The 26,606-nt window shown below is 52.1% G+C and carries 22 protein-coding genes; 4 read left to right on the forward strand and 18 right to left on the reverse strand.

Going from position 1 to position 26,606, the window contains the following annotated elements; genetic code table 11:
* Positions 1-14 precede the first annotated feature (14 nt).
* The 6 genes from smc to MCJ35_RS09990 all read right to left on the reverse strand — a co-directional run bounded on the left by smc (position 15) and on the right by MCJ35_RS09990 (position 6,984).
* Positions 15-3,575 (reverse strand): chromosome segregation protein SMC, encoded by a 3,561-nt coding sequence (gene smc / locus MCJ35_RS09965; protein WP_240299464.1) that lies wholly within the window; start codon positions 3,573-3,575, stop codon positions 15-17.
* 14 nt (positions 3,576-3,589) lie between these two features.
* Positions 3,590-4,297 (reverse strand): ribonuclease III, encoded by a 708-nt coding sequence (gene rnc / locus MCJ35_RS09970; protein WP_008725968.1) that lies wholly within the window; start codon positions 4,295-4,297, stop codon positions 3,590-3,592.
* A 111-nt stretch (positions 4,298-4,408) separates the two neighbouring features.
* Positions 4,409-4,639: an acyl carrier protein gene (gene acpP, locus MCJ35_RS09975; RefSeq protein WP_008725969.1), complete on the reverse strand. Its 231-nt coding sequence runs from the start codon at positions 4,637-4,639 to the stop codon at positions 4,409-4,411.
* A 49-nt stretch (positions 4,640-4,688) separates the two neighbouring features.
* The gene (gene plsX, locus MCJ35_RS09980; RefSeq protein WP_008725971.1) at positions 4,689-5,696 is read right to left on the reverse strand and encodes a phosphate acyltransferase PlsX; all 1,008 of its coding nucleotides are present in this window, start codon (positions 5,694-5,696) and stop codon (positions 4,689-4,691) included.
* A 113-nt stretch (positions 5,697-5,809) separates the two neighbouring features.
* Positions 5,810-6,403: a nitroreductase family protein gene (locus MCJ35_RS09985; RefSeq protein ID WP_025487254.1), complete on the reverse strand. Its 594-nt coding sequence runs from the start codon at positions 6,401-6,403 to the stop codon at positions 5,810-5,812.
* On the reverse strand, positions 6,403-6,984 hold the full coding sequence (locus MCJ35_RS09990) for an AAA family ATPase (RefSeq protein WP_025487253.1): 582 nt from the start codon (positions 6,982-6,984) through the stop codon (positions 6,403-6,405). The genes MCJ35_RS09985 and MCJ35_RS09990 overlap by 1 nt, the downstream gene beginning before the upstream one ends.
* Before the next feature lie 142 nt (positions 6,985-7,126).
* On the opposite strand from MCJ35_RS09990, the gene MCJ35_RS09995 reads away from it, so the two are divergent.
* The 3 genes from MCJ35_RS09995 to MCJ35_RS10005 all read left to right on the forward strand — a co-directional run bounded on the left by MCJ35_RS09995 (position 7,127) and on the right by MCJ35_RS10005 (position 9,475).
* Positions 7,127-7,903, forward strand: a complete 777-nt coding sequence (locus tag MCJ35_RS09995; RefSeq protein WP_025487252.1) for a MerR family transcriptional regulator — start codon at positions 7,127-7,129, stop codon at positions 7,901-7,903.
* A gap of 113 nt (positions 7,904-8,016) precedes the next feature.
* Positions 8,017-8,757: an ABC transporter ATP-binding protein gene (locus tag MCJ35_RS10000; RefSeq protein WP_025487251.1), complete on the forward strand. Its 741-nt coding sequence runs from the start codon at positions 8,017-8,019 to the stop codon at positions 8,755-8,757.
* Entirely contained in the window at positions 8,732-9,475 is a 744-nt protein-coding gene (locus MCJ35_RS10005) for an ABC transporter permease (RefSeq protein ID WP_025487250.1), read from the forward strand. Before MCJ35_RS10000 ends, MCJ35_RS10005 begins: the two co-directional genes overlap by 26 nt.
* Positions 9,476-9,520: 45 nt before the next feature.
* Here the strand turns inward: MCJ35_RS10005 and MCJ35_RS10010 are convergent, their stop codons facing one another.
* The 4 genes from MCJ35_RS10010 to MCJ35_RS10025 all read right to left on the reverse strand — a co-directional run bounded on the left by MCJ35_RS10010 (position 9,521) and on the right by MCJ35_RS10025 (position 15,578).
* Complete coding sequence (locus tag MCJ35_RS10010) at positions 9,521-9,709, reverse strand: hypothetical protein (protein ID WP_040382511.1); 189 nt, start codon at positions 9,707-9,709, stop codon at positions 9,521-9,523.
* A gap of 87 nt (positions 9,710-9,796) precedes the next feature.
* Positions 9,797-12,322, reverse strand: coding sequence for a heavy metal translocating P-type ATPase (locus tag MCJ35_RS10015; protein ID WP_240299465.1), 2,526 nt, complete (start codon positions 12,320-12,322; stop codon positions 9,797-9,799).
* Positions 12,323-12,377: 55 nt separating this feature from the next.
* The gene (locus MCJ35_RS10020) at positions 12,378-12,680 is read right to left on the reverse strand and encodes a metal-sensing transcriptional repressor (RefSeq protein WP_025487249.1); all 303 of its coding nucleotides are present in this window, start codon (positions 12,678-12,680) and stop codon (positions 12,378-12,380) included.
* Positions 12,681-12,947: 267 nt separating this feature from the next.
* Positions 12,948-15,578 carry a PAS domain-containing hybrid sensor histidine kinase/response regulator gene (locus MCJ35_RS10025; protein ID WP_240299466.1) on the reverse strand — a complete coding sequence of 877 codons (2,631 nt, stop codon included), beginning with the start codon at positions 15,576-15,578 and terminating at the stop codon, positions 12,948-12,950.
* A 200-nt stretch (positions 15,579-15,778) separates the two neighbouring features.
* Here MCJ35_RS10025 and MCJ35_RS10030 point away from each other — a divergent pair, with 200 nt between their 5' ends.
* Positions 15,779-17,233 carry a GntR family transcriptional regulator gene (locus MCJ35_RS10030; protein ID WP_227794801.1) on the forward strand — a complete coding sequence of 485 codons (1,455 nt, stop codon included), beginning with the start codon at positions 15,779-15,781 and terminating at the stop codon, positions 17,231-17,233.
* A gap of 34 nt (positions 17,234-17,267) precedes the next feature.
* Here MCJ35_RS10030 and MCJ35_RS10035 read toward each other — a convergent pair whose 3' ends face one another.
* The 8 genes from MCJ35_RS10035 to MCJ35_RS10070 form a co-directional block, all read right to left on the reverse strand.
* Positions 17,268-20,054 (reverse strand): PAS domain-containing hybrid sensor histidine kinase/response regulator, encoded by a 2,787-nt coding sequence (locus MCJ35_RS10035; RefSeq protein ID WP_240299467.1) that lies wholly within the window; start codon positions 20,052-20,054, stop codon positions 17,268-17,270.
* Positions 20,055-20,215: 161 nt separating this feature from the next.
* On the reverse strand, positions 20,216-20,977 hold the full coding sequence (locus tag MCJ35_RS10040; protein WP_025487248.1) for a hypothetical protein: 762 nt from the start codon (positions 20,975-20,977) through the stop codon (positions 20,216-20,218).
* Between the two features lie 91 nt (positions 20,978-21,068).
* Positions 21,069-21,251, reverse strand: a complete 183-nt coding sequence (gene rpmF, locus MCJ35_RS10045) for a 50S ribosomal protein L32 (RefSeq protein ID WP_002564324.1) — start codon at positions 21,249-21,251, stop codon at positions 21,069-21,071.
* A 3-nt stretch (positions 21,252-21,254) separates the two neighbouring features.
* On the reverse strand, positions 21,255-21,782 hold the full coding sequence (locus MCJ35_RS10050; RefSeq protein ID WP_008725997.1) for a YceD family protein: 528 nt from the start codon (positions 21,780-21,782) through the stop codon (positions 21,255-21,257).
* Between the two features lie 95 nt (positions 21,783-21,877).
* The gene (locus tag MCJ35_RS10055) at positions 21,878-23,074 is read right to left on the reverse strand and encodes an acetate/propionate family kinase (RefSeq protein WP_008725999.1); all 1,197 of its coding nucleotides are present in this window, start codon (positions 23,072-23,074) and stop codon (positions 21,878-21,880) included.
* Positions 23,075-23,098: 24 nt separating this feature from the next.
* Positions 23,099-24,094 (reverse strand): phosphate acetyltransferase, encoded by a 996-nt coding sequence (gene pta / locus MCJ35_RS10060; protein ID WP_025487247.1) that lies wholly within the window; start codon positions 24,092-24,094, stop codon positions 23,099-23,101.
* A gap of 222 nt (positions 24,095-24,316) precedes the next feature.
* Positions 24,317-25,375: a LacI family DNA-binding transcriptional regulator gene (locus tag MCJ35_RS10065; protein ID WP_025487246.1), complete on the reverse strand. Its 1,059-nt coding sequence runs from the start codon at positions 25,373-25,375 to the stop codon at positions 24,317-24,319.
* Between the two features lie 131 nt (positions 25,376-25,506).
* Entirely contained in the window at positions 25,507-26,601 is a 1,095-nt protein-coding gene (locus MCJ35_RS10070; protein ID WP_025487245.1) for a lactonase family protein, read from the reverse strand.
* Positions 26,602-26,606 lie beyond the last annotated feature (5 nt).

Here is a 26,606-nt window from a genome sequence, read left to right on the forward strand (position 1 = left end):
TATCATATTCCGTTTTAATTTTCCAGGTCATCTGCAATCAGGTTCACGGAAACCAGGGTGGACACGCCCTTTTCCTGCATGGTGATACCGTACAGGCGGTCGGCCGCCATCATGGTTCCCCTTCTGTGGGTGATGACAATGAACTGTGTATTCTTAATCAGCTTATGCAGGTATCCGGCAAACCGGTCCACGTTGGAGTCATCCAGCGCCGCCTCAATCTCGTCCAAAAGACAGAAGGGCGAGGGCTTCAGGTTCTGGATGGCAAACAGCAGGGATATGGCTGTCAGGGCCTTCTCGCCGCCGGACAGCTGCATCATGTTCTGCAGTTTCTTGCCCGGGGGCTGCGCGATGATCTGGATGCCTGCTTCCAGTATATCCTCATCCTCCATCAGTTCCAGTGTTCCCCGGCCGCCGCCGAACAATTCCCTGAATACCTTGTCGAATTCAGCCCGGATTTCAGCAAATTTCTCCTGGAACTGGCGGCGCATGCCCATATCCAGCTCCTCGATAATCTTCTCCAGCTCGGCCTGGGCCTGGATCAGGTCATCATACTGTGTCTTCATGAATCCATACCGCTCAGACACTTCCTTATAGTCCTCAATGGAATTGACATTGATGTTGCCAAGGCCTTTAATCCTGGACTTCAGTTCATCAATCCGCTTCCTGACCTCGGAGGCTGACTGGTATTCTTCCTTCTTAAGTTCCAGCGCAGTGGAGAAGGTCATCTCATATTCGGTCCACATGTAGCTGGTGGATGCCTCCAGTTTCTCCTCCAGCTTTTCCTGGCTGGCCTGTACGCGGAACATATCCTTATCCAGTTCGGCAAGACGGGCGGTCAGTTCCTCACGCTTGGCAAAGAACCCCTTCTGCTCCGCCGCCATCGCATCCTTCCTGGCTGTATGTCCTGCAATCACTGTCTCCAGTTCTTCCATCCTGGCCTGGGCGCCTGCAATCTGTTCCCGGATCCGTTCAATCTCCTGCTTCTTCCCAAGGATGATCTGTTCCGAACTGCCGCTGCCAGCTTCCAGGGACTGGAATTCTTCCTCCAGCTTGCGGATTTCCCCGCGCACACGGATTGTATTCTCCTTGATGAAATCCTGTTTCTGGGTCAGGTTGGCTGTTTCCATCTGAACCGCGGACAGGGACGTGGCGGCTGTCTCCCGCTCCTTCCTCGCATCCTCCAGGAGAAGGCTCTTCTCCTCAATCTCCTCATTGGCCTGGATGTTCTTAAGCTCCAGCCCGCGGGTATCGTCCTCCAGGGTGGAACGGCTCTGGGCAATCTCCTTTACCTGTTCCTCCAGCTGTCCATGTTCCCTGACAAGGTCGCTGGAAGAATCCGCAATCTCAGCTTTCTTGTCCTCCAGCTGGGAAATGTTCATGCGGATCGTATTTTCCTGTAATGCCAGCTTCTGTATCCGGGCTTTTAACTGCTCCAGCTCGCCCTTCTTCTCCTGGGCAAGGCTTTCCTTTAATGCCAGTTCATTCTGGATCTTCTCTATCTGAACCAGGGCCTTGCTGCAGGTTTCCTCCAGCTCCTCAATCTCCCTGCGGCGTCCCAGCAGGTTACTGCTGTTCTTAAAGGCGCCGCCTGTCATGGAACCTCCGGCGCTTAAAAGCTCACCCTCCAGGGTGACGATGCGCAGGCTGTACCTGTACTTCCTGGCAAGGGCAATGGCGTTGTCAATGGTATCCACAACAACCACCCGCCCCAGAAGATACCGGGCCAGCCCCTTATACTGTCCGTCCACCTGGACCAGGTCGTGGGCCAGTCCCAGGACGCCCTTTTCCTTAAGGGCCGCCGGCTGTGAAAAGTTCTGGCTGCCGTTGATGCTGGTCAGGGGCAGGAAGGTGGCCCTTCCGTACCGGTTCTTTTTCAGGTATTCAATCAGCTGCTTGGCGGTTGCCTCTGAATCCGTGACAATGTTCTGTATACTTCCGCCCAGGGCTGTCTCGATGGCAATCTCGTATTTCTGTTCCGTGGAAATGATGTCGGCCACCACCCCGTGGATTCCGTGGACCCGGTCCCTGACCTCCATGACGCGCCGGATGCTGTTGCCGTATCCGTCATACCGTTCCGCCAGGTTTTTTAAGGACTCCAGCTTGGTATAGGCCATATGGTATTCCTGCTGGGTGTCGTTCTGGTTGCGGTTTAACCGTTTGGCATCGGCTTCCGCCTCCATCATGGCGTCTTCCGCCTCCTGGGCCTTAAACTGCCTGTCTTCCAGCTGCTGCCTCACCTCATCCAGGGCCGCCTGCTCCCTGGCAATCAGTTCGTCCTGGACCGATTCATCGCTTTTATATTTAAGCAGCTTCTGGGTCACTTCACTGCGCCTCAGGTTTACCTGCTCCAGCATGGTTTCATAGCGCTGCTGGCGCGCTGTCAGGGATGCCTTCTCGTTGAGGGACTGGATGATGATGCCCTTTGCCGCCTCAATCGACTCATCCAGGCTCCGTATAAGCCCATCCTTGCTGTTCAGCTGTTCCTGAGCCTGTTCCTGGCGCTGCCTGGCATCGGTTACCTGTGTTTCCATCCTGGCATATTCTTCCTCATAGGAGGAAAGCTGCCCTCTCCTGGACTCCAACTCCCCGGTGATGACGGTCCTGCGGCTTTCCAGGTGTTCCTCATTCATCTCCTCGGTATGTATCTGTTCGTTCAGGACATTAATCTGGCCTTCCAGGCTGCCCTTTGACACGGTCGCCTGGTTCAGCTCCTGGCGGTCTGATGTAATCTGTCCTTCCAGACCAGCAAGTCCCTGCTCCAGCTTCTCATATTCGTTCTTAAGACGTTCGGATTCCTTTTTGGTATCCTCCATGTCCCCTGACAAAAGGCTGCGCCGCCTGCCCACCTCTTCCAGCTGTCTGCTGATGTTATCTGTATCCATAAGGAACAGGTTGGCGTCGCAGACCTTCAGTTCCTCTTTTAACTGAAGGTATTCCCTGGCAGCCTTGGACTGGCGCTCCAGGGGGCCTACCTGCTTCTCCAGTTCCGACAGGATGTCGCTTACACGGACCAGGTTGGCCTGCTCGTCCTCCAGCTTTTTCTGGGCAATGTTCTTCCTGCGCTTGAATTTAACAATACCGGCAGCCTCGTCAAACAGCTCGCGCCGTTCCTCCGGCTTGCCGCTTAAGATCTTATCAATCTGACCCTGGCCGATGATGGAATATCCCTCTTTACCGATACCCGTGTCATAGAACAGTTCGTTGATATCCTTAAGGCGGCATGCGCTTCCGTTAATCATGTATTCACTTTCCCCGGAACGGTACAGGCGCCGGGATACGGTGACCTCGTCATAGTCAATGGACAGCTGATGGTCGCTGTTGTCCAGGGTAATGGCCACATAGGCAAAGCCCTGGGGCTTCCTCATCTCTGTCCCGGCAAATATGACGTCCTGCATGCTGGCGCCGCGCAGCTGCTTAATCCTCTGTTCGCCCAGCACCCAGCGCACCGCGTCCGCCACATTGCTCTTGCCGCTTCCGTTAGGGCCTACAATACCCGTGATGCCGTTGTGGAACTCAAACAACAGCTTATTGGCAAAAGATTTGAACCCCTGGATCTCAATACTTTTTAAATACATACTTCACCTGCTTATTATTTTGCGTCTGTCTCAATGTCCTCAGCCCTGAGTTTCAGGATACCGTTATAGGCAGCCACCTGTTCCGCGGCCTTCTTGGTGCGTCCCATGCCGCGGCCGATCTCCGCATCGCCGATTTTCGCGCAGACCTCAAATGACTTGTTGTGGTCCGGTCCTTCCTCCCTGAGGATTTCATAGGACAGGGCTTCTGCCTGCCGGCTCTGCACCATTTCCTGTAAGATAGTCTTGCTATCATAAAAGAGCTGCTTATGTTCAATATCGTTCAGGATGAAACGATGAATGAACTCTTTTGCATTAGCAAAACCACCGTCCAGGTAGATGGCCCCAATCAGGGCTTCCATTGCGTCGCTTACCACGGAATTGCGTCCCCGCCCGCCGGTGGCATCCTCGCCCTTGCCCAGGAACAGATACTCCCCCAGCCGGATATCCCCTGCGCAGTATGCCAGTGTGGGTTCACACACAATGCTGGCGCGGATTTTCGTCAGGTCGCCTTCAGGCAGCGTGGCATACTTGTGGTACAGGAAATCGCTGGTCACGATTTCAAGGACAGCATCCCCCAGGAATTCCAGACGCTCATTGCACCTGCTGTGGTCCAGGCGGTGCTCATTGGCATAGGAGCTGTGGGTCAGGGCCTGGGAAAACAGGCTCTGGTCCTTGAACTGATAATCAATCCTTTCTTCCAATTCTTTCAAATGGCCGTTCATACTATCCCTTCTTTCTTACATGATAGGCAAAATGCCAGAACCGGATTGGTCCCATGCCCTGGCTGTAAAACGCACAAAAAGGGCTGTGCTCACACAGCCCCTGTGCCATCATTAATTTAATGCGTTCTTAATCTGCTCTACTGCGTCGCCAACACTCACAATCTGTTCTGCAGCTTCATTTGGAATCTCAATGTCAAACTCCTCTTCAATTCCCATGATAATCTGGAAAATGTCCAGTGAGTCCGCACCCAGGTCATCTACGAATGTAGCTGCCATTGTCACTTCCTCCGGTTCAATGTTCAACACTTCTGCGATAATACCCTGTAATTTCTCAAATTCCATCTCTTAGCTCCTCTTTCTTAAATCTTGTTTTTATATTCGTCCTTCGGACTTATTCCACGCGGTCCGTACCTAAGGATCCACGGATCTTGTCGTTAATCCCCTGTTCCTTAAACGTCACGCACTGAATAATGGAATTGCGCACCTCTGTGCGCTTTGAGTTGCCATGGGTCTTGACCACCAGGCCGTTAAGGCCCAGAAGCGGCGCACCCCCATACTGGCTGGCGTCAAAGGCCTTCAGCGTCTCCTTCAGGGCGGGCTTAACAAGCAGCGCCCCGATCTTACTTCTTAAGGTGGACATCATGCCGCCCTTGACCATGCCGATTAAAGTGGCCCCAACCCCCTCATAGAGCTTCAGGATCACATTGCCCACAAATGCTTCACAGACAATGACATCCGCCGCGCCATGGGGAATCTCCCTGGCTTCAATGCTGCCGATGAAATTGATACCCGGACATTCCTTTAACAGAGGGAATGTCTCCTTCACCAGCGCATTGCCCTTTTCTTCCTCCGCACCGATATTGACGATTGCGACCCGTGGATTGCGGATTCCCATCACATGTTCCATATAGATGGAACCCATCTGTGCAAACTGTACCAGATGGGATGGCCTGGCATCCACATTGGCTCCGCAGTCAATCAAAAGTGATACGCCTTTTTCCGTTGGGATCAAGGGAGCCAGCGGCGGTCGTTCCACCCCTTTTATGCGTCCCACGATCACCTGTCCGCCCACCAGGATGGCCCCGGAGCTTCCGGCGGAAACAAAGGCATCAGCCTCCCCCTTTTTTACAAGGTTCATACCTACCACTATAGAAGAGTCCTTCTTCTTCCTGATTGCATTAACCGGCGGTTCATCCGTGGCAATTACCTCGGTGGCGTTTACCACCTGGATCTGTTCCTTATTGTAGGTGGATTTGCTTAATTCAGCAGTTACTGCCTGCTCCTGCCCCACAAGAAGCACCTGGATTCCTGGTTTTGCGTTCACGGCGTCTACGGCACCGGCCACCATTTCGCCCGGCGCATAATCCCCGCCCATGGCGTCTACGGCTACTTTAATCATAATGACTCTCCTTTCGGTCCTGCATACAACTTATAATATACTAGATATCATTCTATAAATCAATATGTTTTTTATCCGGTTTTCTGAAAAGAAGGGGGTGTTAAAAAAAGGCCCTAAGACCTCCACACCGCCAGTTCCTCCATGGATTTTCTCGGCCTTGGCCCAGGGGCTTCATCCGCATATCCCAATGCCATGGCTGCCGCCAGGGTCCCCTTAACGCCCAGCCACCTGTTCAGTTCCTCATAAGCAAAGAAGGTGTCGCATATCCACAGGCTGCCCAGCCCCAGTTCCGTTGCCGCCAGCGTCATGTTCTCCATGGCGGCGCCGATTGACTGTGCATTGCAGATTTCGTAGATGCGCTGTTCCGGCGTGGCTGGTGAATCCAGGTCCAGGCCCAGGGGATTGATGACGAACAGGGTCACGGGCGCCTGTTCCATGATGCGCAGGGTGTACCCTGCGCCGCCTATGTGCTGCCTGCTTTCAGGAAGCAGGGCATCCCTTCCCTCCTTTTCCCGCAAAAGGCCCTGGCCCATGGCTTTTAGCATTCCCTTTTTTGCTTCCCCTGAAACCACGATGAACTTCCAGGGCTGGCGGTTCTTGGAGGAGGGCGCAAGGCTTCCGGCATAAAGGATTTCCCCGATGGCTTCCCTGGGAACCGGCGTATCTTTGTATTTCCTTATACTGCGTCTGTTTAAAATGGATGGTATCAAGTGTTTTTCCTCCTATGTTCCATGTTTGTGCCGCATGCCCCTGCTTCAGCTTCCAGCCGGCTGACCAGCGCGTCTGTATTCCGGATATAGTCATCGTTGATTAAGGTATAAGGGCAGCCGGATTTCCTGCACTGTTCCAGGTACCTGCTGTTTTCCTTAAGAAGCCGTTCCATTGTACAGTATGAATCATCCATCCGCTGTTCGATGATTCCGGCATATGACAGGATATCCTTAAAATGGCTGCGGATATAGGTACTGGTCATGATAAGGCAGCCGTACAGGATTTCCTTCTGATACTCCGGTCCAAAGCCTTCTTTCCAGTCAAAAGGGATGTAACAGCCTTCCACAATCAGGTTCTGGCGGTTTTCTATGGCGGTCTTGATGATTTCCCTGACCATTGGCCAGAGATACGAAACCAGCCCTTCGTCATCCGCCGGCGTAAGGTTTGTCATGCCGCTTCGGATCAGGCCCATTTTCAGATGGTCCATGGACAGATAGGGATATCCAAGCCTTTCCAACAGCCGCTGTGCCAGGAATGTCTTCCCTGTATGGGAACAGCCTGCAATTAATATTATCATGGTTCCGTTACCTCCTGTCCTCCCATTATATACGCATTCATGGCGCCCGTCCAGGGCGATTGGACGGTTTTGGCAATCCAGATGCATGAAAAATCCATCTGTGTCATACTCTGTGCTATACTATACCCAGGAGGACATGCCCATGGAACGGACTTATACAACATCAGAGCTGGCGGGTATCATAGGAATCCATCCCAATACAGTGCGCCTGTATGAAGAACTGCACCTGATAACAGCGCCAGAGAGAAAACCAAATGGCTACAGGATTTTCACGGACCTTCACCTGGACCAGTTCATCAATGCCAGGCTGGCATTTCAGGTGGAAATCCTCCAGAATGGCCTGCGCCGTCTGGCGGTCGATATTGTCAGGGCCACGGCTGAATGTGATTTTGACAAGGCAATCCATCTCTCCCAAACATATTGCCGCCAGATTGAAACCGAGACAGGTCATGCGGAAGAAGCCATTGGAATTGTGAAGGACATGCTGGCCGGAAGGGATGAGGGGACCGGAAGGGATGAGGGGGCCGGGACACTCTGCCTGGGCAGAAGTGAAACAGCCGCATATCTGGGAATCACCATTGATACCCTTCGCAATTGGGAGCTTAACGGACTATTAAGGATTAAGCGGAAGAAAAACGGTTACCGCATCTATACGGATGCTGACATCAGACGGCTGAAGATCATCCGCTCCCTGCGGTGCGCCAACTACTCCCTTACCGCCATCCTGCGGATGCTGACCGCCCTGTCCGCTGACCCGGATACGGATATCCGCGCCGTTATCGATGCGGCCGATGAAACGGTCATAACTGCCTGTGACAATCTGCTTTCCTCACTTTCACGCGCAGCGGCAAATGCGGACCGGATTCACCATAACCTGTGCAGGATGAAAGAAAAATATCATTTAAACCCTCCACTTTAACACCAGGCTTTGTCCTGGTGTTATTCTTTTGTAGAAAAAATCAAGGAGGTCATGTCATGAAAACAGACATTGGTTCAACGAATATGAATCCGGCCCAAACGGATCCGGCCCATATGGATTCAGCCATCCATGTGGAAAAACTCTCAAAATACTATGACGGGATAGCTGCCCTTCTAAACCTGTCCCTGGATGTAAGGAAAGGGGAAGCCTTTGGGCTTCTGGGGGCTAACGGGGCAGGAAAAAGCACATCCATCGAGTGTATCCTTGGAACAAGAAAGGCTGACAGCGGTTCCGTATCCATCCTCAGGATGGACCCAATCATGAACCGCAGGGAGCTGTTCCAAAGGGTAGGCGTCCAGTTCCAGGAATCCAGTTATCCCGACCGCATCCGGGTCCGTGAACTGTGTGAGGAAATAATGTCCCTCTACAGGCATCCGATTCCCTATGGGAACCTGCTGCGCCGGTTCGGCCTGGAGGAAAAATCAGGGAGCATGATAAACGATTTATCCGGCGGGCAGAAACAGCGCCTGTCCGTTGTCCTTGCGCTTATGATGGACCCGGAAGTGGTTTTCCTGGACGAGCTTACAACCGGCCTGGATGTAAAGGCTCGGCGTGATGTATGGGAACACCTGCTGGAACTGAAACAGAATGGCACCACCATTTTCCTGACATCCCATTTCATGGATGAGGTGGAGGCGCTGTGCGACCGCATCGCCATCCTGGCACATGGCCGTGTCATCTTTCAGGGCACGGTAAAAGAAGCAATTGATGCAAGTCCATACAGGACCATGGAGGACGCCTATATCTGGTTTACGGAGGAGGAAGAAAATGAACACATTCAGAACAATGCTTAAAACAGAATTAAAGCTGTCTGTCCGCGGTATGGACATGGTCATCTTCGGGCTGTGCCTGCCCGTGGTCATGGTTGTGATCTTTGGCGCGGTATTTGGGAACAGGCCGGCCTTTGAGGGCGCTTCCCATACCTTCCTTGAGCAGTCCTTTGGCGCACTGTCCGCCATTGCCATCTGCGCAGGCGGTGTAATGGGGCTTCCACTCCTGATTTCCGAATACAGGCAGAAAAAGATACTGAAACGTTTCCGGGTTACCCCGGTAAGCCCTGCCCTGATCCTGGCGGTCCATGTTGTCATCTATGCCATCTATGCCCTGGTCTCCCTGATCCTGGTCTATGGGACGGCGGCTGTATTCTTTGGTTTCCGGATGCAGGGTCCTGTCCCGGCTTTCATCCTCAGCTATCTGCTGGTGATGCTGTCCATGTTCAGCATAGGCCTGGTGGCAGGCGGTCTTGCGCCTGATACAAAGACAGCAGGTATCATTGCCAGTATCCTCTACTTTCCCATGCTCCTGTTTTCCGGCGCCACGCTGCCTTATGAAATCATGCCCGGCCCCATGCAAAGGGCAGCCGGCCTGATGCCACTTACCCAGGGAATCAAGCTGCTTAAGGCAGCCTCCCTGGGACAGCCCCTGGACCAGGTGTGGTTTCCTGTCCTGATACTGGGGGCCGTCTTCGTCCTTTGCAGCGGCGTTGCGCTCCGGTTCTTCCGGTGGGGGTAAGGCGGGGGCATGGCATGACACTTCCCCACCCCCATCCCCTGCGTCTCACCCGCCCATGAAATCCATAAGGCTTAACTGCTCCCCTTCCCTCTTGTCCTCAAATTCATGGATGTAGGAAAACAGCGGGCTGATATCTGTCTTCAGCCCGCTGTCCCTGCACGCGTCCTTGAACAGCTTCATCAGTTCCTTCCTGTGGGGAGTGCCCACCGCATAGGCATTTCCATAGGTATCCATGTACTTTTTCTTAAGTCCAGGGAAATGCGCATCCAGCTGCTGATAAAAATACTGCCTGTCGCCTTATCTGTATTTCATCCGTCCGGTTTACTGGATGGAAATCACCTTGTAATCCTGGTCCTCAACGGTTTTCTTCAGTACCGAATCATCCACCGGCGCATTCAGTGTGACCACCGCGCTTCCTGATTCATGGCTGACAGCGGCGGCAGTTACTTCGGGAAGTTCCTCCAGGCACTTTTTAACCCTTGCCTCGCAGTGGCCGCACATCATACCTTCAACTTTCATTGTCTTTTCCATCTTTTTTCCTTCCTTTCTCTTTCCTTTGATTTTCTTATCCCTTTTAGCATCATACATCTTAAAAAGATTCAGCCGGAGCGCATTGGTCACCACACAGAAGCTGGATAAGCTCATGGCCGCCGCCCCGAACATGGGATTCAGTTTCCATCCAAAGACAGGATACCACAGTCCTGCTGCCAGGGGAATACCCACGGCGTTGTAAAAAAATGCCCAGAACAGGTTCTCGTGTATGTTCCGTAAGGTGGCGCGGCTTAAGCGGATGGCGGCCGGGACATCGCTAAGGCAGCTCTTCATAAGGACCACATCCGCCGCATCGATGGCAATATCAGTTCCTGCTCCGATGGCAATGCCGATATCAGCCCTGGTAAGCGCAGGCGCATCGTTAATCCCATCCCCCACCATGGCTACCCTGCCCTTTTGTTTCAGGCTGCGGATCACGCTTTCCTTTCCATCCGGAAGCACGCCGGCAATCACTTCGTCCACACCGGCCAGCTGTCCCACGGCCCTGGCCGTCCTCTCATTATCGCCTGTAAGCATGACCACATGGATTCCCATGTCCTTAAGTTCCTTAACCGCCTGTGGGCTGTCTTCCTTTATAGTATCGGCAACTGCGATGATTCCAATCATCCGGCTGTCCATACTGAAGAACAGCGGTGTCTTTCCATCTTCCGCCAGCCGTTCGGACTGGGCTTTCATCTCAGGCGTTACCGGCGCCTGGCTTCTGATGAAGTTGAAGTTGCCGCCGCACAGCACGACGCCATCCATGACAGCGGATAATCCATTGCCGGGCAGCGCCTTAAAATCAGATAGTTCCCCGGCTTCCAGCTTCTCCTCCTCCGCCCTGACCATAACCGCCCTTGCCAGTGGATGCTCACTTCTCTTCTCCAGGGTAAATGCAAGTTCCAGAAGACGTGTCTCCGAGATACCCTCAGCCGGTATGATGTCGGTCACCCTTGGCTCTCCGTTTGTGATGGTCCCTGTCTTATCCAGGGCCACAATCTCCATTTTGCCTGCTTCCTCCAGGGAAACAGCGGTCTTAAACATGATGCCGTGTCTGGCGCCCATGCCGTTGCCTACCATGATTGCCACCGGCGTGGCAAGGCCCAGGGCACAGGGGCAGCTGATGACCAGCACGGAAATCCCGCGCGCCAGGGCAAACCCGATGCCCTGCCCTGCAATCAGCCATCCAATGATGGTGACCGCCGATATGGCAATCACAGCCGGAACAAACACACCCGATACCTTATCCGCAACCTTGGCAATGGGGGCCTTTGTAGCCGCCGCATCGCTGACCATCTGGATGATCTGGGACAGAGTGGTGTCTTCCCCCACCCTTGAGGCCTGGCACTTAATGAAGCCTGACTGGTTAAGGGTTGCCGCCGACACGTGGTCCCCCTCCCCCTTATCCACCGGGATGCTCTCCCCGGTGAGGGCTGATTCATTCACCGCGCTGCTGCCTTCCAGAACAATACCATCCACGGGTATGTTCTCCCCTGGGCGGACCACAAAAACATCCCCCTTTTTCACCTGGTCAATGGAAACCTCTGTCTCCACCCCGTCCCTTAACAGGGTGGCTGTCTTCGGAGCCAGCTTCATCAGGCTCTTCAGGGCGTCCGTGGTCTTTCCCTTGGAACGCGCCTCCAGCATCTTGCCCACGGTAATCAGGGTCAGGATCATTGCCGCGGATTCAAAATAGAACTCATGCATATACCCCATGACCCCGGCCATATCCCCGCGCGCCTGGGCGCCAGTCATGGCGAACAGGGCATATACGCTGTAGACAAGGGAAGCTCCCGACCCCAGGGCCACCAGCGTATCCATGTTGGGCGCCCTGTGTATCAGCCCTTTGAAACCGTTGATGAAAAACTTCTGGTTAATCACCATGACAATGGCTGTCAGGATCAGCTGCAGCAATCCCATGGCCACATGATTATCAGCGAAAAATGCCGGGACCGGCCAGCCCCACATCATATGTCCCATGGAAAAATACATGAGTACAATCAAGAATCCCAGGGATGCATACAATCTCTGCTTTAAAACAGGCGTTTCCCTGTCCTTTAACATATCCTCCGTATCATGGGCCGCCACATTCCCGGCTGCCGTGCCTTTGGGTTCCTCTCCTTTGGCCGCTGCCCCGTATCCTGCGTCCTCAACCGCCTTTACAATGTCCTGGGGGGACGCGGTCCCTTCCACTCCCATGGAGTTGGTCAGCAGGCTGACGGAACACGAGGTAACCCCCGGTACCTTGGATACCGCTTTCTCCACACGGGCGCTGCAGGCAGCGCAGCTCATGCCTGTCACTGTATATTGTTCCATATATCTTCTCTCCTTCCTCTTTGTCCATAAAGCATTCTCCGGATGGATGCCTGCATCAGCGCATCAGCTTCTGGATAGTGGCCACCAGTTCGTCAATGGTTTCATCCTTTCCTGCGCGGATATCATCCACCACACAGGTGCGCATGTGATTGGCCAGCAGTACTTTGCTGAAACTGTTCAGCGCGGCATTGGCCGCAGCTACCTGTACCAGGATATCCGTACAGTAGGCATCCTTTTCCACCATGTTCCTGATTCCGCGGATCTGTCCTTCAATACGGTTCAGGCGGTTCAGCAGATTTTTATATTCTTCTTGGGAACGCTCCTTTGTCTTATGGCAGCAGCATTGTTCTTTTTCCATATCCATCCTCCTCATATACCCATATGGGGTATATCTGATGGGTTTATTATATACCCCATACGGGTATATTGCAAGGACTTTTTATTCGTTTCATTCTTTTTTAGGATTGGGCAAATAAAATACATCTGCAAAAATCCCGGCTCCCCATCATATCGGTTAATGCTCCTGATGATGGCGGCGGATTCCTGTAGATGTATCCTTATTTATAGTACGTATAGGTCTTTCATCCCTGAACCGGCATATGGATGTCCAGGTGTTCTCTTAATTTCAGGCATCCTGTTTGCGGATGCAGTCCACAAGGGTCTTACAGAGCTGGGTGATATCCAGAGGTTTGCTGACATGGGTGTCCATCCCGGCTGCCAGGGCCGCGGAGATATCATCATTAAAGGCATTGGCTGTTGTCGCAATGATGGGGATCGTGAGGGCCAGCGGATGGCCCGAGGCACGGATACGCCTGGCTGCCTCATGCCCGTCCATGACCGGCATCTGCACATCCATCAGGATGGCATCATAATCACCTGGTTTTGAAGCGAGGAAGGAATCCAGCGCCTGCTGTCCATCCTCCACGCAGTCCACGTCAGCCCCATTCATGCGCAGCAGTGTTGCCGCGATTTCCTGATTGAGCGCATTGTCCTCGGCCATCAGCAGATGGAAACCATCCAGCGGCTTTCCGCCGTTTTTTCCTTCCCCGTCACAGGATGTCCCTCCCTTACCCCCCAAAGCCGACTTGATGGCATTATAGACAGAGGTACGGTAAAGGGGTTTGGGAAGGAAACCATTCACTCCGGCCGCCCGTGCCTCTTCTTCCACTTCTGAAATATCGTATGCCGAAATCATCACGATAGGAATGTCATTGCCCACTTCCCGCCGGATGCGGCGGGTCACCTCAACGCCATCCATGTCCGGCATTTTCCAGTCGATAAGGCATAGGTCGATATCCCGGCCTTCCCGGTGCATTTTTTTAACATGGTCAACGGCGTCCGCGCCGGACAGGCTCCACTTTGCGCTGATTTTTATTTTTTCCAGCAGAACCGCAGTCTGTTCACAGACCTGCTGCTCATCGTCCACAATGAGCGCCTGGAGGCCCTGTTGCGCAAAATCAGGCTCCGGCAGGCAGCTCCCTTCCCCTTTCTTAAACGGAATATCCACAATACAGGTTGTTCCAACGCCGGATTCGCTTTCTATCTGGATCTGGCCGCCCATCAGCGTTATCAGGTTCCTGGTAATGGACATCCCCAGTCCCGTGCCTCCGTAACGCTTCGAGATGGTGGCATCGGCCTGTTCAAACGGTTGGAAGATTCTTTCCATTGCATCTTTTGTCATACCGATTCCGGTATCGGAGAGGATGAAGCGGAGCACATCCGCCGCATTCCCGTTCCTGTGGCGGGAAACCTCCAAACGGATACAGCCCCCGGGCGCGGTGAACTTCACTGCGTTGGAACTGAGGTTTAAAAGAATCTGGTTAAGCCGCAGCGAATCGCCGATAAAGACGGTATCCTCCCCGAATCCCTCCATCGTTTCCCTGAACTCAATGCCTTTTTCCTTTGCCTGGGCGTATACCGTGGATACGAACCCATTGACAAGCTCAAATATATCAAATGGTTCGTCCTGCAGAACCATTTTGCTGCTCTCAATCTTTGACATATCCAGCACATCATTAATCAGCATCAGCAGATGCTTGGATGAGAAGGTGATTTTGGCAAGACAGTCTTCCGCTTTGGCTGTATCCCTGATTGAGGCCGCCGCAATGGTGGTCAGGCCGATGATGGCATTTAACGGCGTGCGGATTTCATGGCTCATCCTGGAGAGGAATTCGCTTTTCGCCATATTGGCCCTCTCGGCGGACATCATGGCCTCCTGCAGGGCCTGGCGTGAGCGTACCTCTTCCGTACGGTCGGAAAATACGGTAATCAGCTGCGGCGTGTTCAGGTCATCCGCCCGGTAGACCCGGACCAGCATCCAGAATTTTTCCTTATTCGGTTTTGTATATTCCACCAGTCTTTCATAAGGGGAACTGAAGCCGGGATTCCTGATTCCCTCCCGGATTGCCAGGGCATCCTCCTCTTTCAGGCCTTTATAAAAGTTTTCTACTTCCGCCATGCTGATTCCCAGTATCCGTTCCAGGTTCAGCCCGCGGTAGCTGATATATCCGGTATCGGCATCCCGGATGATGAACGCGTCATCGATGCTCAGCGATAGCTTATCAAAAAGCTTACTGCGGTAAACCAGTTCCCTGCGCTGCCGGTGCAGCACATACTGGGATACCAGGAGCACGGCAAGCATCATTCCCATCAGTACAATGGAACCGGTCAGGCTGGTAACCCTCAGCCTTTCAGCGGTGACGCCATATCCCACTTTCTTGGCCTGGGCAATGCTTATGATCTTCCCGGTCTGTTGAAGGGCCTGGTCATAGAGGGGTTCAAGATGTTCCTGATCGTAAGCCTCGATTTCCTTTTCCGTTATATGCCGGTTTGTGCAAAAAGCCAGGTAACCGTCCTGCTCCGCCTGTAAATGTACCAGGGTATCCTTAAGCGCCTGCACATCTTCTGCATCCCCTAGATACAGTTCCTCCATCCGCGCAACCGGTTCTTCCAGGGAGAGGACCAGTTCCTTCAGCTTGGCGCCTGCAATCTCCACATCCTCGCTGTCATGGTGGCGCTTCAGGCGTTCGGTGCGCAGGCCCATTTCCGATACATAAAGTTTAATATCGCCAGCAGCAATCACCACCTCAAACGGGTGGGTTGATATGACCTCTGTCTGATCTGCCAGCTTGGTGGAATTCACGATGGTCATGGCCAGATAACAAAACATCAGCAGAATCAGGATTACCGTGCTGACAACACTCATCTGCAGGCTGCGCCCTACAAAATTCTTCCGTTTCTTCTTCATCCTACGCATCGGTCCTGGCTCCTCGCTTTTCCGTCTTTACTGGGTAACCCCTAATTGTCCACATACATATGTATGCTAAGTATAGCAAAGAAAGATGAAAATAGCAATCTCTTGCTGAAAGCCGGAAAAAATCGTGGAAACGCAGTCCCAGAAATGGTATACTACCTATATAGGAAATTTTACATTAACATTACAATGGAGGAAAAAGTTTGGAAAACAGCACAGAATTGCGTACGGTCGTTTACAATGTCCTGCTTACCCAGATACAGTTTGGAGTCTATCATTTCCGTGAAAAGCTCCCCACCATAGAAGAAACCAGCGCACGGCTTTGCGTATCCGTGGATACGGCGCGGTCCGCATACCTTAAACTCAAAGAAAAAGGATATATCACCCTGTCGAAAAACGTGGGCGCCACGGTTAAAGTGGATTATAATGCCCAAGAGACAGAGGAATATATCCAAACTTTTTTTTCTACACGTAAACATGCAATCATTGATTTAGGCCGCTCCATACAGCCTCTGTTTTGCAATGCCCAGTACCTTGGGCTGAAAAATGCTTCCCCGGAGATGCTGACGGCCATGGAAGGGATTTTTGGAGGGATAAATCAGATGGCGCCTTATGCCATACTGAAACACCTCAACCAGAAATATGATGCCCTTGGAAATAACCTTCTCATGCGCCTTGTCTGGCAGTCCTTCATGTTTTTACATAATCCCTTTTTCAGCATTGCGGAAAACAGGCAGTACTTTGACCACTCTCTTGATTATCTGCCGAATATCCTGCGTATCTGCCAAAACAGGGACTGGAAGGCGTTGCGCGCCGCAGTGGAACAGCCGGTTGAAAACCTGTCTACTGCCATTTCACGGTTTTACAGGGACAGGATTACCATGCCAGCCCCGGAAGAGGAGATGGCTTTTGCCTGGAGTTCCTACAAAAAAAGCCAGCAGATGTGCTACTCCTTTGCCATGGAACTGCTTATCTCAATCAGCAGGGGAATATATCCTGCCGGAAGCATTCTCCCTTCCCAGAAGGAGCTTGCCAATCAAAAGGGGATTTCGCTGAGCACGGTCCGCAGGGCACTTGAACTGCTGGCCAGCGTGGGGGCAATCAAGGCTTCCAGATATGTGGGCACGCAGGTACTTCCGTTTGAAAACGCCACGGAGAACAGCGATTTTACCAAACCGGTCCTCCAGCGCAGGCTTTTGGATACGGCTGACAGCCTCCAGATGCTTGCATTATCCTGCAAAGACGTATCCACGCTCACCCTCTCCTCCCTCTCCCCTGATTCAATCGAACGGATGTGCCAGGAACTGAAGGCACAGAAAAAGGCAGGGCACGGGGAGACCCTGTCTTATTTCATACTGAATCTGATTGCGCAACACGCTCCCTATCAGACCATACGTACCGTTTATTCAGAACTGCTCCGTCAGTTTTTCTGGGCTTACGCGCTCCGGGGCATGATGGAGAAAAACCAGGAATCCATCAATGCCATATACGCCCCGTATCAGGAAGCATTGACCGCGTCTTTGGAAAAACGGGATTTTGTCCGGTTCTCCGCCCTTCTGGAAGAGTTTATCATTGATGAATTCCACAGGACCATGGAGTCCATGTCCCAGCTTCATATTCCGGGAACAAGGAACATCCTGCTTCCAGACTGCCCCTGATTCCGGACTGCTTCGGGAATCCCCATTCCATCCCCTATCGGATCCATCTTTGCAGGGTCTCCATAAGCAGTTTGACTTCAATGGGTTTTGCCACATGGTCATTCATGCCCGCGCTGTGGGCCTTTCCAATATCCGTGGCAAATGCATTGGCTGTCAGCGCAAGGATGGGAACCGTTTTGGCATCTTCCCTCTTCAGCGCCCGTATGGCCTCGGTTGCCTCATAGCCATCCATGACCGGCATCTGGATGTCCATCAGGATGCAGTCGTATTCACCTGACGCGGATGCCTCGAATTTCTCCACTGCAGACTTCCCGTTCTCTGCCTCATCGAGAACAAGGCCAAACATTATCAGCAGTTCCGATGCGATTTCCCGGTTAAGCCGGTTGTCCTCCACCAGCAGGATTTTCTTCCCTTCCAGACTGGAACCTGCTTCCGCGGCAGGGTATGCCGCTGCGTCAGAGCGCCCGCTCTGGCAGAACTGGTGGAAGGTGTGGGATATCTTGGACTTAAACAGTGGTTTTGTAATAAAGGCGTCTGCACCTGCCCGCCGGAACTCGTCTTCAATATCGGAGTAATCGTAAGCCGAAATGACAATGACAGGAATATCCATCCCCAGCTTCTTCCTGATTATCTTAAGGGTTTCAAGGCCATCCATTTCCGGCATCTTCCAGTCCAGGATTACAGAAAAGAAGTCCTCTTTTGCCTCGTGGGCTTCCACCACGCGGCACACAGCTTCCCTTCCGCTCAGCACCCAGCTGCTATGCATGCCCAGCTCGTCCAGGATTTCTGCTGCACTCTCACAGATGATCTGGTCATCGTCCACCACCAGCACTGGCAGGCCGGTCAACTCCCCCAGGTCATCCTCCGCCTCTTCACACAGTTCAAAAGAAACAGCCACAATGAAACGGCTCCCCTGTCCAGGATTGCTCCTGACCTCAATGGTGCCATTCATCATCCGCACGATATTCTGTGTGATTGCCATGCCAAGCCCTGTACCCTGTACCTGATTGATTGTAGGATCCTTTGCACGGGCAAAGGGTTCAAAAACATGAGGAAGGAACTCTTCAGACATCCCGATACCATTGTCAGTGACAATGAATTCATACTGTCCCCGTCCTTTGGCAAAAGACGGCACTTCCCGGATCCATAATCCCACACATCCGCCATCAGGAGTATATTTAACTGCATTGGAGAGAAGGTTAACCAGCACCTGACGCAGGCGGTTCTGATCTGTTATCACGTTCTCATGCCGCACATGGTCGGCGTTAACCTGCAGCTCCTGATGCTTTTCCGCAGCCAGGGGACGGAATACATCCATAACATCTTCAATCAGTTCCGGCAGTGAGATTGTCTCGGAGATAAGATCAATCTTCCCGCTTTCGATTTTCGACATATCCAGGACCTCATTGATGAGGCTCAGGAGATGCCGGCTGGAAACATTAATCTTGTTCAGGCAGTCCTGTATCTTTTCCGGGGACTTAAGGTTTGCCTGGGCAATGACCGACATACCGATGATGGCGTTCATGGGCGTACGGATATCGTGGGACATGGAGGAAAGGAAGTTGGTCTTGGCATCATTGGCAATCTGCGCAGTCTTGCATGCATCTTCAAGGGCCTGCTTCTGCCGGGCCTGCTCCCTGCGCTCCGCCGTCACATCAACGCCTACACTGTAATAGGAAGGAACCCCATCCCAGCTCTTGTCTTCGCTGACATAGCTGTAGGTTACCATCAGGATCTTAACGGTACCGTCATGGGTCACGATACGGATTTCCGCAGCCGTGGCCCCGCCTGTTATCCTGGACTGCTCCATGACACCGGCTATGCGCTCAATGTCATCCGGGTGAATGTAGTCACATTGGGAACACAGCTCCTCCTCAAATTGTTCTTCTGTATAACCGATCAGTTCCAGGAAACCGCCGCTGTACCACAGGACGGTCTGCATATCGCGGCCATCTATCCTGGCCAATCCGCCCGGGATGCTGCGAATCAGCGCCTCTCTTTCCTGATCCTTTTTGGCCAGCTTATATTCCGTACTGTACATGTCATGGGAAAGTTCAAGCCGCGCCCTGTGCCCCTTCCAATCGATGATCCGGTTCTTAATCCAGAACGTCTGTTCCAGGACCGGGTTTTGAAATTCCCACTCGTAGAAGTCATCCTCAGTCAGTCTGTTATTGGTACAGAAGGGGCAGGGAGTTGTCCTGCCCTGTATCACCTCATAGCACTTCCGTCCAACCAGCTTAACGGCAGGCATTCCCAGCACATCACAGGAATGCTGGTTCACATACAGCAACTCATAGTCATCCATATCGCTTACATAAACATTACCCTCGTATGTATCCAGCATCCAATGGAAATACTGCAGTTTCTGCCGGTAAAGCCGTTCCTGCTCCTCTTTCACGGCAACCAGCGTATCCACGCCCGCAAACTCGGCCTGCAGCACCGGCGCTCCTGTTGCAGGGTCTATCCGGATGGTTCCGCTAAGATTGGCCCAGGCATGTCCCCCCTCTCTCTGAGGCAGACGTACGGTCATCCCGATATCGCATCTTCCACCCTCATCCGCCTTCGTCAATTCACTGCGAATCAACTCAAACTCATCCGGCAGCGCCGCATAGTATTGCCGCAGGCTGCAAAAACTGCTGTGGAAACTTTCCCTGGAATGACCGATACTGCTGAAAAAACCGGAATTCCCCCACTGGAATGTCATGTCCTTATCCAGAAAACAACAGATAATACCAGTTTTCAGCATATCCAGCGCGGCCGGACAGCTCCCCCCTGCATCCTGAAACAATAAATCCCCGCTTTGCCCTGCCAAGTTTACCATGATTCAACCACCTATTCCTGATCTGATATATCGAATTGCTTTTTACTATCCCTATACCTATATCCAAACACTGCCAATTGACAAAGCAGTTAATTGTTCACATACATATATGTTCTTCAGTATAACAAAAGCAGTCGAAAATAGCAATAGCGCGGCCCGATTTACAAGGGATGTTCCCAAAAAACCGGAACAGAAGCCATTTCAGCGCCGTCAAGCCGCATCACATAAGGCTGGTTCCAGTAAAACGCCGCGCCATGGAACTTCAGCGTTACTTCAGTGTCGCCTTCGTCATAATAAATATGGAAGCCGCTGAGATTACCCTTCCCGTCAAAGTCATACTGCTCACGCTCCCATCCTCCCCTGCTTAACTTCCGTTGGCAGAGCAGGCCTTTTAATGTAAGGTCCCTGTCTTCATGCACTGCCGTCACATTGATGTATACCTCCGGTCTGCCCACCGCTTTAACTTCATCTCTTTCACCCCCTGTTTCCGCCGGACGGGGTTCCTTCAACCTTGCAATGCCAAGGATACGCACAGAACCGTCCTGCCAGGGAATGAGTTCGTTTAATCCTTCCCGGTCCTCCGGGATAGGCAGCGTGACAGGCGCGGATTCCTCACGGTTCAAGAACGTGATTCCGGGAATATTAATCTGGAAAGACCCATCCTGCTCTTCCTGTGGAACATCGAACAGGCATCTGGTACGCCGTCCATATTGTCTCACATCTGACAGCCGGTAGTGGCCAAGATTGTCCCAATAGGGATTGGCAGACAATTCCCTGATTGCATACTGTTTCCCGTTGCCGGATATGGTTGGCAGGTCCATATCCAGGGAAGGCGGTTTATATGCAATGCTTATGGGCGTTTCCCCAGCTTCACTGTATACATACCAGGATATGAGGATTCCCTCCCTTACCTTTTCCCCCATGCTTATGATAGAAAAAAATATGCGGTCCCGGGGGAATCCCCCAAAGACCGCATATTGACTGGCTTTTCACAGAATTTTAATTTGTCTGGAATTAATCCTCAACGCTTACAATTTCTCTCTTGTTATAAGAACCACAAGCCTTGCAAACTCTGTGAGGCATCATCAGGGCGCCACACTTGCTGCACTTTACCAGATTTGGAGCGCTCATCTTCCAGTTTGCCCTGCGGCTGTCTCTTCTTGCTTTAGAAGATTTATTCTTTGGACAGATAGACATGGTTTACACCTCCTTCAACTGTTTAAAAATATCCTGGATAACTGACATTCTTGGGTCCAGTGGGCCGTCTTCACAGTCACCTTCCCCAGAGCCCGGATTTGTACCATATCTATTAGAAATTCCCTTACAGTCTTCACTGCAGAGAACCTTCATAGGCAGGTTCAAGGTTAACTCGTTACCAACCAGCTGGTCGACATCCAGATTATAACCATTAATATAGAACTGTTCATCCAAATCAGCTGCCCTTTCCTCATCCGTCTGCTTCATGTCCACTTTCTGGTCAATCTCCAGATGGAATGGAACCTTTACCGGCTCAAGGCATCGGCTGCACGGCATCTCAAGACACACATCAGCTTCACCTGTCACGGTCAGCACCTTATCCCCCTGGTTGGTAATCACCAGGGTAACGGGATGCTTCTCCACAACCTCATAAACACCATCCGATGCATGAAACTGCGTCATCTCCAATTCCAGGGTATATGTTTTAGATTTTCCCTCAACGGGAAACAGTTCCGATAAATTAATCAGCATATCATACTCCTTGATATGCACCTATGCTATTATACATAGGCGCAAGGGGTTTGTCAATAAAAAGTTTCCAAAATTACGCAAATTTATATGGAAATTTACTGAACAAGTTCCAGGGTCTCTCTTGCAATTGCCAGCTCTTCGTTGGTCGGAATCAGCATTACCTTTACCTTGGAATCAGCAGCGGAAATCACCCTCTCCTCGCCGCGTACATTATTGGCCTCATCGTCAATCTTAACGCCCATGTAAGCCAGGTTGGAGCAGATTGCCTTTCTTCCGGTCTTGTCATTCTCACCAACACCTGCTGTAAATGCAATTGCATCCACGCCGTTCATTGCAGCAGCATATGCACCGATGTACTTGGTCACACGGTAGATGAATGCATCCAGCGCAACCTCTGCCAGATGGTTCCCGTCAGCCTTGGCGTTTTCAATGTCGCGGAAGTCGCTGGAGATTCCGTTGGTCATGCCGTAAACGCCGGACTTCTTATTTAAGATATCCAGCATCTCGTTGATATCGATGCCTTCCTTGTTCATGATGAACTGAAGCACAGCCGGGTCCACATCACCGCTTCTGGTTCCCATGATCAGACCTTCAAGAGGTGTTAAGCCCATGCTGGTGTCCACGCACTTGCCGCCGATGGAAGCAGATACGCTGGCGCCGTTGCCCAGGTGGCATACAATGACTTTTGCAGTCTCAGGATCCAGGCCGCCGAACCTGATTGCCTCGCCGGACACGAACTTATGGCTGGTTCCGTGGAAGCCATAGCGGCGGATGCCGTACTTCTCAAAGTACTCGTGGGGAATTGCATACATATAAGCCTTCTCTGGCATGGACATACCAAATGCAGTATCAAACACAGCAACGTTAGGCGTTCCGGGCATGGCTGCCTCGCAGGCCTCGATACCCATCAGGTTGGCTGGATTGTGCAGGGGGCCCAGGTCGAAGCATTCACGGATGACCCTCTTCACATCTTCATTGACAACGATGGAATCACTGTAAACAGTACCGCCGTGAAGTACACGGTGTCCAATGGCGGAAATCTCGCTTGTATCCTTAATCACGCCATGGTCCGCATCCTGAAGGGCTTCCATGACCATCTCAATTGCCGTCTTATGGGTAGGCATCGGTTTCTCAATAATGAACTTGTCCTTCCCGGCCGGCTGATGTGTCAGCTTGGAGCCTTCAATCCCAATCCTCTCGCAGAGGCCCTTTGCCACTACGCTTTCATTCTCCATATCGATTAACTGATACTTTAAGGAAGAGCTGCCGCAGTTAATAACTAAAATCTTCATATTTGTAATTTCTCCTTAATATTATTAATTATTCTGGCACTGTACAGCGGTAATGGCCACAACGCCTACGATATCATCTGCAGAGCAGCCTCTGGACAGATCGTTAACAGGCTTTGCAATGCCCTGGCACATGGGACCGTAGGCCTCTGCCTTGCCAAGCCTCTGCACCAGCTTGTAGCCGATGTTGCCTGCATCCAGGTCCGGGAATACCAGTACATTGGCATGTCCGGCCACCTTGCTGCCCGGTGCCTTGGACTCGCCGATTTCAGGAACAATGGCTGCATCCAGCTGGAGTTCGCCGTCCAGTTCCAGCTCAGGAGCCATCTCCTTGGCCAGTCTGGTTGCCTCAACCACCTTGTCCACGTCCGCGTGGCTTGCGCTGCCCTTGGAGGAATGGGAAAGCATCGCAACCTTGGCATCCCTTCCCGTAAGCAGCTTAAAGCTCTCAGCAGAGGATACTGCAATGGCAGCCAGCTCTTCCGGGTTCGGGTTCTGGTTCAGACCGCAGTCAGCAAATACAAAGGTTCCGTTGTCCCCGAACTGGCAGTCGGGAACTTCCATAAGGAAGAATGCGGATACCAGCTTGGTGCCTGGCTTGGTCTTGATGACCTGGAGGCAGGGGCGCAGTGTATTGGCAGTGGAGTGGCAGGCGCCGGATACCATGCCGTCGGCATCGCCCTTCTTAATCATCAGGCAGCCGTAGTATGCATAATCGTTCAGGATGGTTTCCCTGGCCTTTTCCTCGGTCATTCCTTTGGCTTTCCTCAGTTCCACGAATAAATCAATATATTCCTGTGTCTTCTCATATGTCTGCGGATTGATGATGGTTGCTCCGGACACATCCAGTCCCTTGCTGTGCTCGCCGATATCCTCCGGTGTTCCGATAATGACCAGATTTGCCAGATCCTCTTTTAAAATCTTTTCAGCAGCAACCCATGTCCTGCGGTCCATAGACTCCGGAAGAACAATGGTCTTCTTATCTGCTCTTGCTTTTTCTTTAATAACATCAATAAATCCCATGGTATACCCCTTTCCTTATTGTAAATAATGCATATAGGCTTATTATATACGTTGTGAATGGGGGAAACAAGTTGTATTTCACAAATTCTTGCATTTTTTTAAGTACCCTGCATAAGTATATTTATTGGATTATCTATATTATATCCAAATAAAAAGAGATGACACCTGCCATCTCCTTTCTTTTAACCGCTATCCTGCCCGGTAAACCTTATTCCATCTTTATCAGCCGTCCGTCTCAAGGTGCCCGGGTCCTGCCGTTGTCTCGCCTTCCACAAAGTCCAGCTGCACCAGCTGGGATTTAAAATGCTGCTTGGGGTTATCGATATTCCGGAGAAGCTTTTTGAAGGCAACGCCCACCACATCGGCTATCTGCGTGGGGCTGTTGGTATACTTAAGACCCAGCGTGCCGTTATTCTGGTAGTTCAGGACAATGACGGATAACTCTTCCGGTATCCTTATATGGAACTTGGGAACCGCACGCTCTATGATTCCCAGCGCTGACTGTACCACGATGACAGCCGTTGGGCGCCGCGGGCTGTTCCAGAGATGTTCAAACCTCCGGCTGTCAGCTTCCCTTCCCTCTTCTGTTATATAATCGCTTTCCATGATGTAATCCGGTTCAAAAGGAAGCCCTGCCTCCCTTACCGCCTCCTCGTACGCTGACAGGCGGACATCGTACACGATATTACCCAGGCCCTCTGCTATGAGGAGTATTTTCCTGTGTCCCAGGCCGGCCAGATACATGACTGCTTCTTTTGTCACCTTTCCATGGTCGGAAGCCACGTAGTGGTAGTCCTCCATATTACGGTATTTGCCGATACAGACATATGGGATCTGTTCTGCTTCAAAACACTGGAAGTAAGGGTCTGATTCCCTTAAGTCATAACAGATGAACCCATCGATGATGGAGGCCGACATGCCTCTGATAAAATCAATTTCTTTCTGTATGTCATGCATGGTACGGACGTATACCAGGATATGGTACTCCTTTTTCATTGCCAGGCTGCTCAGGGCATGGATCATGGCCCCATAACCATTGTCATACAATCCATTATTAAATAACAGGGTCGGCACTATGACACAGACCGTCTGCCCCTTCCCTTTTGAGGAAAGCCTCCTGGCGCTTAAGGACGGGACATAATCAAGTCTGGCAATGGCCTGTTCAATCTTTTCTTTCGTGGGGCCGGACATTGTATGGAAACGGCCATTCAGATAATTCGATACGGTTGATGTGGAAACGCCTGCTGCCTCTGCGACATCGGCTATTTTAGCTTTTTTCACATGAACTCCTTTCTGGCACCGGCAGCCCATCCTGCCGGGTAAATTACATTATTTCTTATTATATAATGTCCTGCGCCGGAATTCAACGTTTCAAATCATATTCCCACATCCATTTTCCAATCCCGGATGCTTTAAAGAAGACTGTCCCGGTCAGCCATCCTGGCGCAGACCGGCGACGGTATCCTGATTTCCTCCACGACTTCCCCTAAAAGCCCGTCCTGCGCATTCCTCCTGAAGATTACCAGATTACCGGAATCCTGGTTCGCTGCCACGATATACCGCCCGCAGGGTGAAAGGCAGAAATTCCTTGGACTCTTTCCCCCGCACAGCTGGAACCTGCATGTTCCCAGAAGTCCTGTCTCCCTGTCCACCTGAAACACGCTGATGATATCCGCGCCCCGCTCCGAGACATACAGATACCTGCCATCGGATGACATATGGATGTCGGCCGCAAGATTGAACCCCGTGTAGGAAGCCGGCAGGGACGGGACCTTCTGGACAAAGGTAAGGTTCCCGTCCTCACTGTTATATTGATAGCAGAAAACACTGCCCTTCAGCTCCGTGACCAGGTACAGGTACCTTCCATCCGGTGAAAAACACATATGGCGGGGTCCTTCCCCCGGACCGACATAGGTTTCAGGACAGGCTTCACAGGGAACCGGTCCCTGGCTGGCTTCATCCCATCTGTAATGATACAGCCGGTCCGTCCCCAGGTCCGCCACAAAGAGGGTCTTCCCATCCGGCGACAGGATGGACGAGTGGGCATGGGGACCCTCCTGGCGCACAGGGTCCTCCCCCCTTCCTTCATATTGGAAAAAACCGTTCCTGGCTCCGATGAATCCGTCCGGCAGCAGCGCATGGTTTACCATGCTCCCGGACAGGTAATTGGTTATTACAAGGCAGTTCTTTTCCTTCCAGATAAGGACATGGCAGGCAGCCGAACCCGGGATGGGCATCTCATTGACATAGGTAAACCTGCCCTGGCCCGCATCATACCGGAGGGCCGTGACGCAGCCGCCCTCCGCCATCTCGCTGACAGCATACAGCATATTGCCGGATACGGCCAGGAAGGAAGGGTTGCGGCACCCTTCATAGATGGAACACAGCCTGGCCCTTTGGGTTTCATCGTCAAATTCAAAGGCATAAATCCCCTGCCCGTCCGTGCCGCGTCTTTCACCAGACTCCACATCACATGTATAAGTCCCCACCCATAAACAAGTCTTCATCGATG

Origin of the sequence: Enterocloster sp. OA13 (assembly GCF_022440595.1) — a bacterium.
GTDB classification, from domain to species: Bacteria; Bacillota; Clostridia; order Lachnospirales; family Lachnospiraceae; genus Enterocloster; species Enterocloster hominis.